We start from the raw sequence: 15,194 nt of genomic DNA on the forward strand, positions 1-15,194 counted from the left end.
CTGCACGACGATGGGTTTCCTAGCGATAGCCCCGCGCCTGCACGTCAAACAGGTCGGCATTACGTCCACTGGCAGCCATCAGCTGGCTATGACTGCCCTCCTCCAGAATCTGCCCGCGTTCCAACACGATAATGTGATCCGCACTGCGCACACTGGAAAAACGGTGGGAAATCAACAAGGTCATGCGGTCCTTGGCATGCTCACGGAAGTGCTCGAACACTGCCGCTTCAGCCCCGGCATCCAGCGCGGAGGTCGGCTCATCGAGGATCAGCAAGTCGGCGTCCTGACGCATGTAGGCCCGCGACAAGGCAACTTTCTGCCACTGCCCACCGGACAGTTCCTGGCCGCCGAACCAGCGTCCCAGCTGGGTTGAATAGGTTTGGCTCAAGCGCTCGATAAATTCGGCCGCGACCCCTTGAGTGGCCGCACTGCGCCAGCGTGCCTGGTCGTGCAGCGCATCGACGTCGCCGACGCCGAGGTTTTCACCCACGGTCATCTGATAGCGGATGTAGTCCTGGAAAATCACCCCGATGCGCTGGCGCAGGGTGTGTTCATCCCACTCCTGCAGGTCGCTGCCATCCAGCAGGATGCGGCCTTCATCCGGGGTATACAGACGGGTCAGCAGTTTGATCAGGCTGGTCTTGCCGGAGCCGTTTTCACCCACCAGCGCCAGACTTTTGCCGGGTGCCAAGTGCAGGCTGATATCGCGCAGCGCTGCAGAGGCGGCGCCTGGGTAGGTAAACCCCACGTGCTCGCAGCGCAGGCCATCGCCAGGGCGCACGCCCTGGGTGAGCCGGCCGCGCGAGGTGATCACGGGGGTTTCAAGGTATTCATACAGGTCCGAGAGGAACAAGCTGTCATCGTACAGCCCGGCAATAGCGCTGAGGCTGGCGGTGATTGCGCTTTGCCCCTGCTTGAAGAGCACGATGTACATGGTCATCTGGCCCAGGCTCGTCTGGCCACGCACGGTGTCGAGTACCACCCAAGCGTAGGCCAGGTAAAACGCTGCGGTACCCAGCAGGCCCAATGCAAAACCCCACGCGTCACGGCGCACCGTTAATTGGCGGTCTTCCGTATACAAACGCTGGGCGTTGTCGCGATAGCGCTGCAGGAACAGCGGTGCCAGGCCGAACAGCTTGACCTCCTTGGCATGGGCCTCGTGGGAGAGCAAAGACTCAAGGTAGTTCTGCTGACGCGTCTCCGGTGCCCGTCGGTGAAACAGGCGGAACGCATTGCCCGAAAAATGTGTCTCGGCGAAGAACACGGGTAAAGCGCCGACCACCAGGATCAACAAGGCCCAGGGAGAGAAATGCACCAGCAGCACGGCAAAGCTGACCAGCGAGATGAGGTTCTGCACCAACCCCAGTCCTTTAGTCACCAGGCTCAGCGGCCGCGTCGAAGCACCCTGGCGCACACGCACCAGCTTGTCGTAGAACTCGGCGTCTTCAAATTGCAGCAGCGAAAGGGTCTGGGCTTTCTCCAGGACCATCAGGTTGACCTTTACGCCTAACCTCACCCGCAGCAGCGACTGCTGCATCGACAACGCCCGTTGTGCGGCCGCCAACAACGCCAGCACGCCGGCCTCAGCCAACACGTAGCGCATCACTGGCCACACCGGCGCCTGGCTGCCGGCCGCGTGAACCTGCATGGCGTCGACCACGCCGTCAACAATGCGCTGTCCTATCCAGGCGGCCAAGGCGGGCAGCAGCCCGGCGACGATCGTCGCCAGCAACAGCCCCAAGAACAGTGGCCGTGAGGTTTCCCACACCAGTCCCAGTGCTCTGCGCGCCTGGATAGAAAACGCGCCCAATCGATTGAACAGCACCATGAATGGCATGGACTCCATGAGGGGGGTGAAATCAGGCCGGATGGCCGAGTGTGACAGGTGCCTGCGGATCACTGCTGCATTCGCTGCAAGGTCCAGGGTACAGGCGCGCCTGCATTACGCGCAGATTATGACAGGCCGCGACACCAGAACGACGAGCCTTCATGCTCGAGGTCCATGTTTTGGTTACCGAACAGATCACTCCTGAGGCGACTCATAGGACCGGGTTCTGTGCACTGTCTGAAAGCGCCGTCAAAACCTGCTCGAGGGATTTGGGCGCCCGACCGGACAATTGCTCCACGTGACCGGTCACGACGTCGAATACGCCTTGCGCAAAGTCTTCCTGGATACTGATCACCACGTTGACGACGTCCTCCGGCAGACTGGCCTGGTTCAGACTGGCACGTAATTGCTCCTGACTGAGGACGACGAACGCGAACGGCTTTCCCCGGGTTGATTACGAGCTGACTGCCCTTGGCCACTCGCTCAAACCTCACCTGGAGCTGCTTGCCGAGTGGGCGCAGGTCAATCAGGCGACTATCGAACAAGCACGCATCACCTTCGACCAGCGAAGCTCACCGGCCTCTTGATGACGACCGCTGTCCTCAACCGGCAAGACGCGTGGAGAGAAAGTCCAGCAACGTCTTGAGGGCGTTCGGCATACGCTGGCGTGACAGGTAAACGGCATGGATGCCGATGGGTTTGATGCGATATTCAGGAAACAGTCGAATCAGGCGCCCCTCCTTGATGGCCTGCTCGGCAGCGAAATGCGGCAGCATCGACACGCCTGTTCCGCTCAGCGCAGCACGCACGATGATCGACGCCTCGTTAGTGCTGAAGCTGCCAGTGACCGGCACCGAGACGTTCTCACCGTCAACGATGAAATGCCAAAGGCTGCGTCCGTAATACGCGTAGGTCAGGCAATTGTGGACGGCCAGGTCTCTCACGTCGCCCGGGACGCCATGGCGCTGGAGATAGGCCGGGCTGGCACAGATGAACGAATTCACCTCGCCGAGCTTCTTCGCGATCACCCCCGGATCAAGGTTGTCAGTGACCCTGATCGCCAGGTCAATGCCCTCTTGCGCAAGATTGGTCATGCCATCGGCAATCTGCAAGTCGATGGCGACAGCCGGGTACAGCTGGAGAAACTCCATCAGCAGATCCGTCAGGCAATACTCGGCAAAAATCGACGGTGCAGTGACCCTGAGCAGTCCCTTAGGCGCGCTCTCGGCTTGCGAGCCCAGCACCTTGACGTCGGTCGATAGCGCCACCAGTTCCTTGCAAAGGGGCAGCAGTTGTTCGCCCGCGGCGGTCAGGCTGAGTTTGCGTGTGGTCCTGTGCAGTAGCCGTATCTCGGCCCATTCCTCCATCAACCCGATGTAACGCGTGGCCATCGCCCTGGACATCCCCAGGTGCGTGGCGGCCGCCGAAATGCTTCCCCTGGCGACGGTCGCAAGAAAGACTTTTGCCGCAGTCAACCGGTCCATATGCGCGCCCTGTGCAACAAAGCGTCAACTATAGCCCTGCATATCTTCATCCGCTAAGCGAATACGGTAGCAACCAACTGATTCCGTCTATTCCTGAACCGGAGAATTTTGCATGTCCGACGCCAACGGCAAGACCCTGCGTTTGCTGTTTCCACAATGGCAAGGTGGCAACAACCCGCCCTATCACTTCGGCGCCCAGCTTCTGTCCTGGCTGGCGCCTGAACACCTCGGCCCGGTCGAAGAGGTTCCTGTGAATCTCCCTGACGGCTCAACACTTGCGCCGGAAGGCGGGATAATCGGCCGAAGCGCGTTGCTGCGCCAGTTGCACGCTGCGCGTGCGCTGATCGACAAGCATCAACCGGATCGCCTTGTTGTTCTGGGCGGCGACTGCCTGGTGGACCTGGCGCCGTTTGCCTACCTGAACGAGCGTTATGACGCAGACCTGGCCATTCTCTGGGTGGATGCTCACCCGGACATTCTGACGCCCAACGACTTTCAGCACGCCCACGCGATGGTGCTGGGCAACCTGCTGGGCGAAGGAGATCCTGATTTCCTGAAAGCCGTGAAGCGTCCAATCAAACCCGCCAATGTGATGTACGCAGGCCTGCAAGCAACGATGGACGTTGAAACCGCAATGATCGCCAGGCTGGGCCTGTCGAGTGCAAGTCCGGGCGAACTGGCGTATTCCAGCGAGCCCGTCTTGCAATGGCTGAAATCGACAGGAGCAAAGCATCTGGCGATCCACTTCGACCTGGACGTGCTGGACCCGACGCTGTTTCGTTCATTACTGTTCGCCAACCCTGACGTTCCAGCCAGCACATGGGACGGCATCGCTCAGGGAAAAATGACCATGGCGCAGGTTGTTCGCCTCCTCGGGGATGTGGCAAACGTCATCGATGTGGTCGGAATCGGTATTGCCGAACACCTGCCGTGGGACGCGTTGGCACTAAAAAACATGCTGACCAAACTGCCGCTGATTGGCCAGCCAGAAACGAAACTTAGCGTTTCACCGGCGCATCGAAGCTGACCGCTGACAGGCATTGACCGGTGGTATCCTCCCGCGCCAGGGCTGGGCGCGCTCCAGCTGCGCGGCGAGTGCAAACAAGGTGCTTTCCTCACCAAAACGACCGGCAAAATGCGCCCCCATCGGCAGGCCTGCCGCGCTCCAGTACAGCGGCACCGACATTGCCGGTTGCCCACTGGCGTTGAACAGTGCGGTGAATGGCGAATAGCTGTGAAACCGCTCAATCAGCTCATCGAGGCTCAAGCGATCGTCTTGCAGGTCCAGCTCACCGATCGGTGCCGGCTCACGCGCCAAGGTCGGCGTGAGGATCAGGTCGTAATCCTGCATGAACACCGCCAATTGCCGACCCAAGGCATGAATCCCCTCCACCGCCCCGGCGTACTGCGCACCGCTGACATCGCCTTTGCTGCGCAAAATGATGCGGGTACGGGCTTCAAGCTCCTCAGGCTGTACCGCGAAACCGCGCATCTGTCCCAGGACGTCGAGATAGTGGCGAGTACTTGCACCGATGATGGTGAAGACCTGGTCGAGAAACGCCGGCATCGCGACGGGTAAGCTGACCGGTTCAACGGGGTGCCCCAAGGATTGGCACAAGCGAGCGGCCTGGCGCACCGCTTCCAGACTTTCGCGGGAGGTCGGCCAAGGCTCGAGTTGCTCAACCAGCGCGATACGCAGAGGCCGGGGGTCACGCTGCAGTGCCGTGACATAAGGCTGCACCTGCTGCGGCGCGGCGTACGGCGCACCCAGGTCGATCCCGGCGGTGGCGTCCAGCAGCATAGCGCTGTCGCGTACCGACAGGGTAATGGCATGGGGGGTGCCCATCCCGGCCCAGCCTTCGCCGACCATCGGCCCGGATGGCAACAGCCCACGGCTGGGCTTGAGACCAAACACGCCACAGCAGGAGGCTGGCACACGCAAGGAGCCGCCGCCATCGTTGCCATGGGCAAACGGCACCACGCGTGCCGCCACCAAGGCTGCCGCGCCGCCGCTGGACCCACCGGCACTGTGGTCGACATTCCAGGGGTTGCGGGTGGCGCCAAAGCGGTTGGACTCGGTGGAGTACGACGTACCGAACTCGGGTGACGTACTGGTGCCGAGAATCACGCAACCGGCCCGGCGGATACGGCTCACGTGTTCGGCGTCAAAGTCTGCGCGAAAGCCTCCCAGCGCGTGCGAGCCATTGGTCATCGCCGCGCCGTTGACCGGTGAAAACAGGTCCTTGATCAAGGTCGGCACCCCGGCAAACACCCCGCGACCGGGGCGCGATGCGAGGGCGGCCTCGCGGGCGGAGTCGTACAGCCGCTCGGCGACTGCGTTGAGATGCGGTTCGACCAGTTCAATGCGATCAATCACCGCCTCCAACAGCTCGCCCGGTTGCACGTCACCGCGCCTGATCCACTCGGCCAGGCCGGTGGCGTCTTCACTGTCCAGCAGGTTCTGGATGTCCATCTTGATTTCCTCTCTTACGAATGACTTGAGCCGAGTGTCTGGGTCAGTGCTTTGCGCCGTGCCTGCAGGCCTGCCAGCGCCCATCCCAGGGCCGAGGCAAAACTGGCAAATGCCAGCCATTGGATGGCGTGAGGCAAGTCACCCGAGTAAACGCTGAGCACGGCCACCACCAGCGGGCTGACAAATTGGCCGAAGTACAAAAACGCGGTGAACCCGCCGAGGCCGCGCCCTCGGTTTTTGGCGTTAAGGGCATTCATCACCGGCGCCATCGCATTGGGCACCAGCAGTCCCGCGCCCACGCCGTGAATCAGCACCGCTACCAGCACCGCGTTGTAGCTTTGCCCCCGCATCAGCAGCCATAACCCCAGGCCCAGCAGGCTCAGCAACAGCGCATTGCACCCAGCGATGCCGACGCGGCGGCGCAGCAGCGGCCAGGCCAACGAACCGACCAAGGTCGCCAGCAGCGCCAGGCCCGCCGACAGCCCGATCATCGTGCTCGACGTCACCCCAAGGCTCACCAGCAGAATCGGCGCCTGGATCGGCACGACAAAACTCAGGACCATGCCGCTGAGGATCAGCAGGTAACCGACCACCAAGGGCAGCATCGCCACCCTGCCCTGCTCAGGCGTCTCGACCAACCGCCGGGTGGCCGCAGGCTCCCACAGCACCTTGATCATCACCGGTACCAACAGCAGCGGCAGCAGGTACAACAGGAAGGGCAAGCGCCAGGAGTGCTCGCCCAACGCCCCGCCCACCACGAAGAACAACGAGCCCACCAGGCCGATAGTCACCACCTGCCGATTGATGTAACGCAGCCGCTCCTCGCCGTGCCAATAGTCGGCAATCAGCGTGGCGCAGCAGGTCATCACCGCCGCCTCCGCCGCGCCGAACACCAGGCGTACGCCGACGATGGCCGGCAAGTTATCCAGCAGCGCCGGGATGGCCCCGAGCACGGCATACAACAGCGTGGCGATCACCAGCAACGCCTTGCGCCCGACCCGGTCGGCCAACCAGCCGGCCAGGGGCGCGCACAGTGCAATCGCCAGGGCCGGCCCGGTGACCGCCAAGGGCACCAGCAGGTCGGCGCGGGGTTCCAGCGGGCCGAATTCGGCCCCCAGCTTGGGCAGGATCGGCGCCACCATGACGGCGCCCATGATGGTCAGGCTGCTGCCCAGCATCAGCACCAGCCCTTCACGACGCCCGGTGGCTTGCCGTGGAGATAAGGAATCGGAATGTGATGAGTTCATGCGCAGCCCCCTAGAAACTTTGCGAAATACGCAGCGCCACGGTGTAACCCTCGGCACGGTTGCGGGCATCGGTTTCCTTGTAGGCATGCAGCCACACGGGAGGCAGACCGGGCTTGAAGTAACTCACTGCCGGCCCGATGGCCAGCACCCGCGCACGGTTGCCCGATTGCAGCCCGGGCGCATCGTCATCGGTGAACTGGCGGTAGTAGTAGCCCCCCAGGCCCAAGGTCCACGGCCCCACGTGCTGACCCACGGCAAACTCGTGCCGGTACTCGACACCGTTCTTGTAATCGGTCGCGGGGTTGCGGGTATTGACGTCGACCTCAACGCTTGAGGAAACCTCAAAGCCGCCGTCGGTGATGTAGGTCGCGTTGACGATTGGCGAAAACGTCCAATGGTTGAGCCCCGGCGAAATCAACCGATTCTTGTCGTAATCACCGGTGGGCGCCTGGATCTGCAACTGCGTGTTGATGAACAGATTCGGCGACAGGTTCCACTGCAGGATCACCGGCAGCAATTGCACGTCCGCCATGCGAAACGGATCAGCCTCAAGGCTCAGCGGCCCGACCGGCGTCGGCACCTTGACGGAGGCGTCCATCTTGAAAAACGGTACCACCGTGCCGAACCCGTATTGGGCGCCCAGCACGGTGTAATCCGTCATGCGCATGTAGGCGACGCCAATGGACAACACATCCAGTGAGAAGTGGTTGTCAACTGAGCGGCCGTGACGGTCCTTCTGCACGTTGGCGGAGTAAAACGCCGTTCGCAGCCCCAGGGTCCCGAACGGTGTGGCTGGCGGCATCATGCCCGCGCCAAAATCGTACACACCGACAGCGGTCGTCGGCGCACCGTTCTCGGTGCCGTGCACGCTGGCGCAGCAACCCAGCAGCCCCAGGGTAAACAGCGTCGTCCGTGCGACGCGTGCATTATTGTTATGAATCATCGAATGCCCCTCCCATCAAGTGGTGTGGGCCATCCTAGTAAGCGCCAGCGTCTGCCGGTTATCCGTTTTCAGCAGAGTTGAGTGCGACGCAGGGTCTGTGATGGGCTTTCGCCAAACATGGTGCGGTAATCGCTCGAGAACCGACTCAAATGCCAGAACCCCCAACGCGCCGCCACTTCTTGTACGCCATGGGATTGGGTGCGGGTTCGCAGTTCGCGGCGCACCGCATTGAGGCGCAGCGCACGCAGATAGGCCACCGGGTTGATGCCCAGGGTTTCCTGGAAACAGTATTGAAGTTTGCGCCGGCTGGCGCCGATGTGGTTGCACAGGTCAAGGATCGACAGCGGTTCGTCGAGGTGGCTCAGCGCATATTCGCGCGCCCGGTCGACCATCCTTTTGCGCGCCGTCGGGTTAAGGGGCGGCGCCTGGTCCGGCGCGATCAACTCCAGCACGTGCAGCATCACCGCATCCCGTATGCCGCGCCGGATCGAGTCATGCCCCAGCACGGCATCACGGCCCTGGTCGCAACCCGCCAGCGCATCGAACAACCCTGCGAGTTCACGTTGCACAGATGAATCACCCAAGCGGTAACACTTGGGAAGATCGGTAATTCGAAACTCACTGCCCTGACGCTCCAGGACGTGTGCCAGTGCGTGTTCTTCAATGGCCACACTGAGCAAATCCAAGTGCTGTGGCGTGTGCAGTTCGGGAAGGTTTTCACCGTGGGCCACCAACAGGCTGGGCGCATGGATCGGGTGACCCGAGCAATACACCGGGCCGTCGGCACTCAAAGGAAGGCTGAAGGTGATGGCGCCTTTCCAGGCTGCGCCACTCTTGATCATGGCCTGATTAGAGCGGTCGCGCACCAGTTGCATCCAGCCCAAGCGGAACTCCACCAGCTCACCTTCAAAGGCGCCCGGCGATAACTGATCGTAGCGAACCTGCCAGCCGCCCATATTGCGCGCGTGTTCATCGATGTCGCTGGTCAGAAAACGCTGGAGGGGTAACGCCGGTGGAAGCACCACCGAGGCCGCAGGCATCCGCACATTATTATTGTTCATCGACCCAACCTTTTTCAGTTCCAAGGCTTACAGGTCAGATCGCACGCAAGTTCCATTCCGAACCTGGGGCGGGTCGTGCATTTGTGCCGAAAATGGATAGTGAAGATTGGCCAGCGCAATGCCCTCGTCGGGCAAATACGTTCACCTATTAACTAAAATGTCGTGCATTCAAGGCTTGATATTTTTCAGCTCGTTCAGCAACGCCAACAGTTGCTCCATTTTCTCGGCGCCAAACTGTTCTTCGATTTTCTGGTAGTTGCTTTCCATGCCTGCGCTCATGGAGACGAAGCATTGCTGGCCGCGCTCGGTGAGGCCCACGAACACCCGGCGCTGATCCTGGCTGGACTTCTGCCGCCGCACCAGGCCGTCACGCTCCAGGCGCGTCAACACACCGGTCATGCTCGGCTTCAGGATGCAGGCCTGCAAAGCGAGTTGATGGCTTTCGAGTTCACCCAGCTCGCGCAGGATCCGAATGACCCGCCACTGTTGTTCAGTCAGTTCATGCTTGTTCAGGGCCGGACGGAAGAAGGCCATTGCGGCCTCACGGGCTTGCAGCAGGGTCAGGGTCAGCGAAGGTCTTGGGTTGGCCATAAACGGCACCACTTGAATGGGCGAGCCGGCAGCTTAGTGTCGCCGGCCAGCGGCTGCAAGCGGCGTGGGCGCGGTGAAAAGTACAAGCGGTTCTGTGTAAAAGCCATTCTGTCGCGCCACTGCGATGCGCATGATGATCCGCACACAATCAACAAGACCAAGGTGCGAAGCCGCCATGCCTGGCTCAACGCAACCCCGATTGGCGCTGGCGGTACTCCCCCGGCGTGAGCTGCGCGTAACGCTGGAAAAACCGGCTGAAATAGGCCGGGTCCTTGAACCCCAGCTGGTAGCAGATTTCGTTGGCCGAGCTGCCCGTAAACAGCAGCAGGCGCTTGGCCTCTTGCATCAGGCGTTCGAGGATCAGGCGCTTGGACGGCAGGTCGGCGATGCGGCGGCACACGTCATTAAGCCGTGCTTCGGTCACCCCGATGCCTTGGGCGTAACGCGACAACGGCCAGTGCTGCTGGTAGTGCGCTTCGATCAGCTCATTGAAACGGTGGAAGATTTTCAAGTCCTCGTGGCGGGCAGGCGTGGCTTTCAGCGAATGGGAGCACAGCCGCAACAAGCTAATCATGATCAACCGCGTCAGGCTGTCCAGGGCCGTACTGCGCCCCGACCGCTGGGCTTTCATCTCGTCGCTCAGCGACTCAAACAGAACGTCCAACCGGCGGATATCGTCTGCGTATTGCGGCCCCAACTGCGCCAGGGCCACACACGCGGCGGGCAATTGCGCCCCCGTCGGCGCCAGGCTGGCGTCGGCTTCGATCAGTTGCCACACCAATTGCTGACGCACCGTCAGCACGTGCCCGTCGCTGTCCGGCTCGGTCACGAAGGAATGCGCGACCGTGGGTGGCGTGAGGAAGAACATCGGCCCCGATTCGACGTACTGCTGGTCGTCCAGGTACACGCGCACGGTGCCGCTTTTCACGTAGTGAACCTGGAAAAACCGGTCGTGCCGATGCACCGGCATGTTACGGCCGAAAAAATCCGCCAGGTTGGCCAACTGGTCGTAATGCACTTCGGCATCGCTGTAGCGCTGGTCGTAGACCTGGCCAATGTTGATGTTCGGAATGGGTTGACGGTCGCTCATCGCACGCTACTCGTTTTTAGTGTGATTGCCGCCGTGCAGCGGCTCTCATCCTGCACCGATTCGGTCGGCACAACCACCGAAGAAACAGTCTGTCACGCTTGACGATAGTTAACATCTTAATTATAACGGTTAACACATTAACTAAACCCAGGGCCTCCATGGACCTGCCAGGAGAATGCATGAGCCGCGCCTTGCATGACGTCGCGACGGGCACCCTTTTCGGTGTCGCGCTGAACTACCAGGGGTTGCTCAAGCAGCACCTCGCCGAATTCGAAGCGCCGCCGTATCAGAAGCCGCCGGTCAAACCGGTGCTGTTTATCAAGACGCCCAACACGCGTAACTCACACGGTGGCGAAGTCGTGCATCCCGGCCAGGGCGAACGCCTGCAGCCTGGGCCGGCATTGGCGGTGGTGATGGGCAAGGACGCCAGCCGCGTCAGTGCAGCCGACGCTCTCGACTACGTGGCCGGTTTTACCCTCGTCAACGAGTTCAGCCTGCCGGAAGACAGCTACTACCGCCCCGCCGTCAAAGCCAAATGCCGCGATGGTTTCTGCGCAATCGGGCCGGAGCTGGTGCCGACCGCACAGCTGGATGACCTGCACAGCCTGGCGATCACGCTGTACGTCAACGGCGAGATCCGCCAGCAAAACACCACGGCCAACTTCGTGCGCAACATTCCATTGCTGATCGCCGAGATCAGCGAATTCATGACCCTGCACGCGGGCGACGTGCTGATCACCGGCACTCCCGAAGGCCGGGTGGATGTGCAGCCTGGCGATACCGTGGAGGTCGAGATCAGTGGCCTGGGCCGCCTGGTCAATCACATCAAGGCAGAGGAGCTCTCATGAAACACGCCCGTATTCGCTTTGAAGGTGAAGTCCATTCGGTACAGGTCGAAGCTGAAAACGCCGTGCGCCTGGCCGACGGCCGCCTGCTGGCTGAAGACCAGGTGCAATGGTTGCCGCCGGCCACCGGTAACATGTTCGCCCTGGGCCTGAACTACGCCGACCACGCCGCCGAACTGGCCTTCACGCCGCCGACCGAACCGCTGGCTTTCATCAAATCCGTGGGGACGTACACCGGCCACAACCAGGTGACCTGGCGCCCGGATAACGTCGCCTACATGCACTACGAGTGCGAGCTGGTGGCCGTCATCGGCAAGCCGGCGCGCAACGTCAAACGCGAAGACGCGCTGGATTACCTGGCGGGTTACACCGTGTGCAACGACTACGCCATTCGCGACTACCTGGAAAATTACTACCGCCCCAACCTGCGCGTGAAAAACCGCGACGCCACCACGCCTGTCGGCCCGTGGATCGTCGACGTGGCCGATGTACCGGACCCGAGCAACCTGACACTGCGCACCTGGATCAACGGTGAACTGCGCCAGGAAGGCAGCACCCAGGACATGATTTTCGACATTCCCTACCTGATCGAATACCTGTCCAGCTTCATGACCCTGCAACCCGGCGACATGATCGCCACCGGCACGCCCGAAGGCCTGGCAGACGTGGTGCCCGGTGATGAAGTGATTGTGGAAGTCGAAGGCGTGGGCCGCCTGGTTAACCGAATTGTCAGCGAAACGGCGTTCTTCAACGCCCGTAAAGAGGCTTGAGCAGCATGATCAAACATTGGATCAACGGCCGTGAGGTCGACAGCAAAGACGTGTTCGTCAACTACAACCCGGCCACCGGTGAAGCCATCGGCGAAGTAGCCAGCGGTGGCGCCGAGGAAGTCGCGCAAGCCGTGGCCGCGGCCAAGGAAGCCTTCCCGAAATGGGCGGGCACACCCGCGAAAGAACGTGCGCGCTTGATGCGCAAGCTCGGCGAACTGATCGAACAGAACGTGCCGCGCCTGGCCGAGCTGGAAACCCTCGACACCGGCCTGCCGATTCACCAGACCAAAAACGTGTTGATTCCACGGGCGTCGCACAACTTCGATTTTTTCGCTGAAGTCTGCACGCGCATGGACGGCCACAGCTACCCGGTCGATGACCAGATGCTCAACTACACCCTCTACCAGCCGGTGGGTGTGTGTGCGTTAATCTCGCCGTGGAACGTGCCGTTCATGACCGCCACCTGGAAGACTGCGCCGTGCCTGGCGCTGGGCAATACCGCCGTGCTGAAGATGTCCGAGCTGTCACCGCTGACCGCCAACGAGCTGGGCCGGCTGGCCGTCGAAGCCGGCATTCCCAACGGCGTGTTGAACGTGATCCAGGGCTACGGCGCGACCGCCGGTGACGCCTTGGTGCGTCACCCCGATGTGCGCGCGATTTCCTTTACCGGCGGCACCGCCACCGGCAAGAAAATCATGCAGACCGCCGGCCTGAAAAAATACTCCATGGAACTGGGCGGCAAGTCGCCAGTGCTGATCTTCGAGGACGCCGACCTGGAACGCGCCCTCGACGCTGCGCTGTTCACCATCTTCTCGCTCAACGGCGAACGCTGCACCGCCGGGAGCCGGATCTTCATCCAGGAAAGCGTGTACCCACAGTTCGTCGCCGAGTTTGCCGCACGCGCCAAACGCCTGATCGTCGGCGACCCGCAAGACCCGAAAACCCAGGTCGGCTCGATGATCACCCAGGCCCATTACGACAAGGTCACAGGTTACATCAAGATTGGTCTCGAAGAAGGCGCTACCCTGCTCGCCGGTGGCTTGGAGCGCCCGGCCAATCTGGCGGCGCACTTGAGCAAAGGCCAGTTTATCCAGCCAACGGTGTTTGCTGACGTGAACAACAATATGCGTATCGCCCAGGAAGAAATCTTTGGCCCGGTGGTGTGCCTGATTCCGTTCAAGGATGAAGCCGAAGCCCTGCAACTGGCCAACGCCACCGAGTATGGCCTGGCGTCCTATATCTGGACCCAGGATATCGGCAAGGCACATCGTCTGGCCTATGGCATCGAAGCGGGCATGGTGTTTATCAACAGCCAGAACGTGCGCGATCTGCGTCAGCCGTTCGGCGGTGTGAAAGGCTCAGGCACGGGTCGTGAAGGTGGCCAGTACAGTTTCGAAGTGTTCGCCGAAATCAAAAACGTGTGCATCTCGATGGGCAACCATCACATTCCACGCTGGGGCGTCTGAGCGACACCAGAAGCCCTTAAGACAACAACAATAATTTCAGGAGAATCATCATGGGCGAAGTCGTCCTGGCGGCGAAAATCTGCCACGTACCCTCGATGTATTTGTCGGAGCTTCCCGGTAAACACCATGGTTGCCGTGAAGCGGCGATTGCCGGTCACAAAGAGATCGGCCGTCGCGCCCGCGAGCTGGGGGCCGATACCGCCGTGGTGTTCGACGTGCACTGGCTGGTCAACAGTGCCTACCACGTCAACAGCGGCGAGCACTTCAAAGGCATCTACACCAGCAATGAACTGCCGCACTTCATCAAGAACATGGAATACGAGTACCCAGGTTGCCCCGAACTGGGTGAGCTGATCGCGGCCGAGGCCAACGCCGCCGACGTGCGCACGCTGGCCCACAATATCCCGAGCCTGGAGCTGGAATACGGCACCTTGGTGCCGATGCGCTACATGCACATGGGCGTACCCGACGAGCAAAGATTCAACGTGGTGTCGGTGGCCGCCTGGTGCGCCTGGCATCGCCTGCAAGACAGCTTCACCTTCGGCGCCGCTGTGCGCCGGGCCATCGAAAAAAGCGACCGCAAAGTCGTGGTGCTGGCCTCGGGTTCGCTGTCGCACCGTTTCTCCGACGACCGCAATGCTGAAGCCAATATCCATAACTGGACCCGCGAATTCGACAAGCAGGTCGACCTGCATGTGGTGGAACTGTGGCGCCAGGGCCGCTGGAAAGAGTTCTGCGCCATGCTGCCGGACTACGCCGAGCATTGCTTCGGCGAAGGCAAGATGCATGACACCGCCATGCTCCTGGGGTTGCTCGGCGGACCGGACTACGACAAGCCGGCCGAGATCATCACGCAACCCTTCGGCAGCTCGGGCACCGGCCAGATCAACGCCATTTTCCCTGTTTGAGCGCATGGCCGCCCGGTATGCCCGTGCGGCCTCAAGGAGCCCCTCATGCCCCACTTTATCGTTGAGTACACCGACAACATCGAACAGCAAGCCGACCTGCCTGGCCTGTTCGAAACAGTCCACGCCACCCTGGGCGACAGCGGCGTGTTTCCCCTGGGTGGCATCCGCAGCCGCGGCGTGCGCCTCGACACTTGGCGCATGGCCGATGGCAAGCACGACTACGCCTTCGTGCACATGACGTTGAAGGTCGGCCATGGTCGCGACCTGGCAACCCGCCAGAAGGTCGCCGAACAGCTCTTCGCGGTGATCACCCAGCACTTCGCCGCGCTGCAGGACCAACGGCTGCTGGCGTTGTCGTTTGAAATGATCGAGCTGCACGAGCAGCTCAACTTCAAGCAAAACAACGTGCACGCCTTCCTCAAGGCGCAGGTGGGCTGACACACCCACCCGCTCGTTCCATCGGCCTCTCAGACAAAAAGTATAAAACC

General features: G+C 61.4%; 16 protein-coding genes. 7 read left to right on the forward strand and 9 right to left on the reverse strand.

Annotated features, from left to right (window positions below; all coding sequences use genetic code 11):
* Positions 1 to 19: 19 nt before the first annotated feature.
* Both ACI512_RS20020 and ACI512_RS20025 read right to left on the reverse strand, forming a co-directional pair.
* Positions 20 to 1,828, reverse strand: coding sequence for an ABC transporter ATP-binding protein (locus ACI512_RS20020; RefSeq protein WP_405121900.1), 1,809 nt, complete (start codon positions 1,826 to 1,828; stop codon positions 20 to 22).
* Between the two features lie 211 nt (positions 1,829 to 2,039).
* On the reverse strand, positions 2,040 to 2,186 hold the full coding sequence (locus ACI512_RS20025) for a hypothetical protein (protein WP_236381168.1): 147 nt from the start codon (positions 2,184 to 2,186) through the stop codon (positions 2,040 to 2,042).
* Between the two features lie 58 nt (positions 2,187 to 2,244).
* Between ACI512_RS20025 and ACI512_RS20030 the strand changes: the two genes are divergently transcribed.
* Positions 2,245 to 2,415: a helix-turn-helix domain-containing protein gene (locus tag ACI512_RS20030; RefSeq protein ID WP_268947359.1), complete on the forward strand. Its 171-nt coding sequence runs from the start codon at positions 2,245 to 2,247 to the stop codon at positions 2,413 to 2,415.
* Positions 2,416 to 2,430: 15 nt separating this feature from the next.
* Here ACI512_RS20030 and ACI512_RS20035 read toward each other — a convergent pair whose 3' ends face one another.
* A complete protein-coding gene (locus ACI512_RS20035) occupies positions 2,431 to 3,312 on the reverse strand; it encodes a LysR family transcriptional regulator (protein ID WP_236381170.1) in 882 nt (293 codons plus the stop codon).
* A 112-nt stretch (positions 3,313 to 3,424) separates the two neighbouring features.
* Here ACI512_RS20035 and ACI512_RS20040 point away from each other — a divergent pair, with 112 nt between their 5' ends.
* Positions 3,425 to 4,339, forward strand: coding sequence for an arginase family protein (locus ACI512_RS20040; RefSeq protein ID WP_236381172.1), 915 nt, complete (start codon positions 3,425 to 3,427; stop codon positions 4,337 to 4,339).
* Here the strand turns inward: ACI512_RS20040 and ACI512_RS20045 are convergent.
* From ACI512_RS20045 to hpaA, 6 genes are all read right to left on the reverse strand, one after another.
* Complete coding sequence (locus ACI512_RS20045; RefSeq protein WP_236381173.1) at positions 4,319 to 5,785, reverse strand: amidase; 1,467 nt, start codon at positions 5,783 to 5,785, stop codon at positions 4,319 to 4,321. The genes ACI512_RS20040 and ACI512_RS20045 overlap by 21 nt on opposite strands.
* A gap of 14 nt (positions 5,786 to 5,799) precedes the next feature.
* Positions 5,800 to 7,032 (reverse strand): MFS transporter, encoded by a 1,233-nt coding sequence (locus ACI512_RS20050; RefSeq protein WP_236381174.1) that lies wholly within the window; start codon positions 7,030 to 7,032, stop codon positions 5,800 to 5,802.
* Between the two features lie 10 nt (positions 7,033 to 7,042).
* Positions 7,043 to 7,975, reverse strand: a complete 933-nt coding sequence (locus ACI512_RS20055; RefSeq protein ID WP_064053543.1) for a transporter — start codon at positions 7,973 to 7,975, stop codon at positions 7,043 to 7,045.
* 68 nt (positions 7,976 to 8,043) lie between these two features.
* A complete protein-coding gene (locus ACI512_RS20060) occupies positions 8,044 to 9,036 on the reverse strand; it encodes a helix-turn-helix domain-containing protein (RefSeq protein ID WP_236381175.1) in 993 nt (330 codons plus the stop codon).
* A gap of 168 nt (positions 9,037 to 9,204) precedes the next feature.
* Entirely contained in the window at positions 9,205 to 9,627 is a 423-nt protein-coding gene (hpaR, locus tag ACI512_RS20065) for a homoprotocatechuate degradation operon regulator HpaR (RefSeq protein ID WP_231809469.1), read from the reverse strand.
* Between the two features lie 184 nt (positions 9,628 to 9,811).
* Positions 9,812 to 10,717 (reverse strand): 4-hydroxyphenylacetate catabolism regulatory protein HpaA, encoded by a 906-nt coding sequence (gene hpaA, locus ACI512_RS20070; protein ID WP_236381176.1) that lies wholly within the window; start codon positions 10,715 to 10,717, stop codon positions 9,812 to 9,814.
* Between the two features lie 179 nt (positions 10,718 to 10,896).
* Between hpaA and ACI512_RS20075 the strand changes: the two genes are divergently transcribed.
* Genes ACI512_RS20075 through ACI512_RS20095 form a run of 5 tightly spaced genes read left to right on the forward strand, consistent with a single transcriptional unit; the run spans position 10,897 to position 15,144 of the window.
* Entirely contained in the window at positions 10,897 to 11,565 is a 669-nt protein-coding gene (locus tag ACI512_RS20075) for a fumarylacetoacetate hydrolase family protein (protein ID WP_236381177.1), read from the forward strand.
* Positions 11,562 to 12,332 (forward strand): fumarylacetoacetate hydrolase family protein, encoded by a 771-nt coding sequence (locus ACI512_RS20080; protein ID WP_236381179.1) that lies wholly within the window; start codon positions 11,562 to 11,564, stop codon positions 12,330 to 12,332. Before ACI512_RS20075 ends, ACI512_RS20080 begins: the two co-directional genes overlap by 4 nt.
* 5 nt (positions 12,333 to 12,337) lie before the next feature.
* The gene (gene hpaE, locus ACI512_RS20085; RefSeq protein ID WP_236381181.1) at positions 12,338 to 13,798 is read left to right on the forward strand and encodes a 5-carboxymethyl-2-hydroxymuconate semialdehyde dehydrogenase; all 1,461 of its coding nucleotides are present in this window, start codon (positions 12,338 to 12,340) and stop codon (positions 13,796 to 13,798) included.
* A 50-nt stretch (positions 13,799 to 13,848) separates the two neighbouring features.
* Positions 13,849 to 14,706 (forward strand): 3,4-dihydroxyphenylacetate 2,3-dioxygenase, encoded by an 858-nt coding sequence (gene hpaD / locus ACI512_RS20090; RefSeq protein WP_012724434.1) that lies wholly within the window; start codon positions 13,849 to 13,851, stop codon positions 14,704 to 14,706.
* A gap of 45 nt (positions 14,707 to 14,751) precedes the next feature.
* The gene (locus ACI512_RS20095; protein ID WP_012724435.1) at positions 14,752 to 15,144 is read left to right on the forward strand and encodes a 5-carboxymethyl-2-hydroxymuconate Delta-isomerase; all 393 of its coding nucleotides are present in this window, start codon (positions 14,752 to 14,754) and stop codon (positions 15,142 to 15,144) included.
* The last annotated feature ends 50 nt before the right edge of the window (positions 15,145 to 15,194 follow it).

It is taken from the genome of Pseudomonas petroselini, assembly GCF_045037875.1.
Taxonomy (GTDB): Bacteria; Pseudomonadota; Gammaproteobacteria; order Pseudomonadales; family Pseudomonadaceae; genus Aquipseudomonas; species Aquipseudomonas petroselini.

What these genes read in the sequence shown, in the direction of transcription:
- ACI512_RS20020 (WP_405121900.1), bottom strand. Translation starts at nt 1,828, where the DNA reads ATGGTGCTGTTCAATCGATTGGGCGCGTTTTCTATCCAGGCGCGCAGA.
- ACI512_RS20035 (WP_236381170.1), bottom strand. Translation starts at nt 3,312, where the DNA reads ATGGACCGGTTGACTGCGGCAAAAGTCTTTCTTGCGACCGTCGCCAGG.
- ACI512_RS20040 (WP_236381172.1), top strand. Translation starts at nt 3,425, where the DNA reads ATGTCCGACGCCAACGGCAAGACCCTGCGTTTGCTGTTTCCACAATGG.
- ACI512_RS20045 (WP_236381173.1), bottom strand. Translation starts at nt 5,785, where the DNA reads ATGGACATCCAGAACCTGCTGGACAGTGAAGACGCCACCGGCCTGGCC.
- ACI512_RS20050 (WP_236381174.1), bottom strand. Translation starts at nt 7,032, where the DNA reads ATGAACTCATCACATTCCGATTCCTTATCTCCACGGCAAGCCACCGGG.
- ACI512_RS20055 (WP_064053543.1), bottom strand. Translation starts at nt 7,975, where the DNA reads ATGATTCATAACAATAATGCACGCGTCGCACGGACGACGCTGTTTACC.
- ACI512_RS20060 (WP_236381175.1), bottom strand. Translation starts at nt 9,036, where the DNA reads ATGAACAATAATAATGTGCGGATGCCTGCGGCCTCGGTGGTGCTTCCA.
- hpaR (WP_231809469.1), bottom strand. Translation starts at nt 9,627, where the DNA reads ATGGCCAACCCAAGACCTTCGCTGACCCTGACCCTGCTGCAAGCCCGT.
- hpaA (WP_236381176.1), bottom strand. Translation starts at nt 10,717, where the DNA reads ATGAGCGACCGTCAACCCATTCCGAACATCAACATTGGCCAGGTCTAC.
- ACI512_RS20075 (WP_236381177.1), top strand. Translation starts at nt 10,897, where the DNA reads ATGAGCCGCGCCTTGCATGACGTCGCGACGGGCACCCTTTTCGGTGTC.
- ACI512_RS20080 (WP_236381179.1), top strand. Translation starts at nt 11,562, where the DNA reads ATGAAACACGCCCGTATTCGCTTTGAAGGTGAAGTCCATTCGGTACAG.
- hpaE (WP_236381181.1), top strand. Translation starts at nt 12,338, where the DNA reads ATGATCAAACATTGGATCAACGGCCGTGAGGTCGACAGCAAAGACGTG.
- hpaD (WP_012724434.1), top strand. Translation starts at nt 13,849, where the DNA reads ATGGGCGAAGTCGTCCTGGCGGCGAAAATCTGCCACGTACCCTCGATG.
- ACI512_RS20095 (WP_012724435.1), top strand. Translation starts at nt 14,752, where the DNA reads ATGCCCCACTTTATCGTTGAGTACACCGACAACATCGAACAGCAAGCC.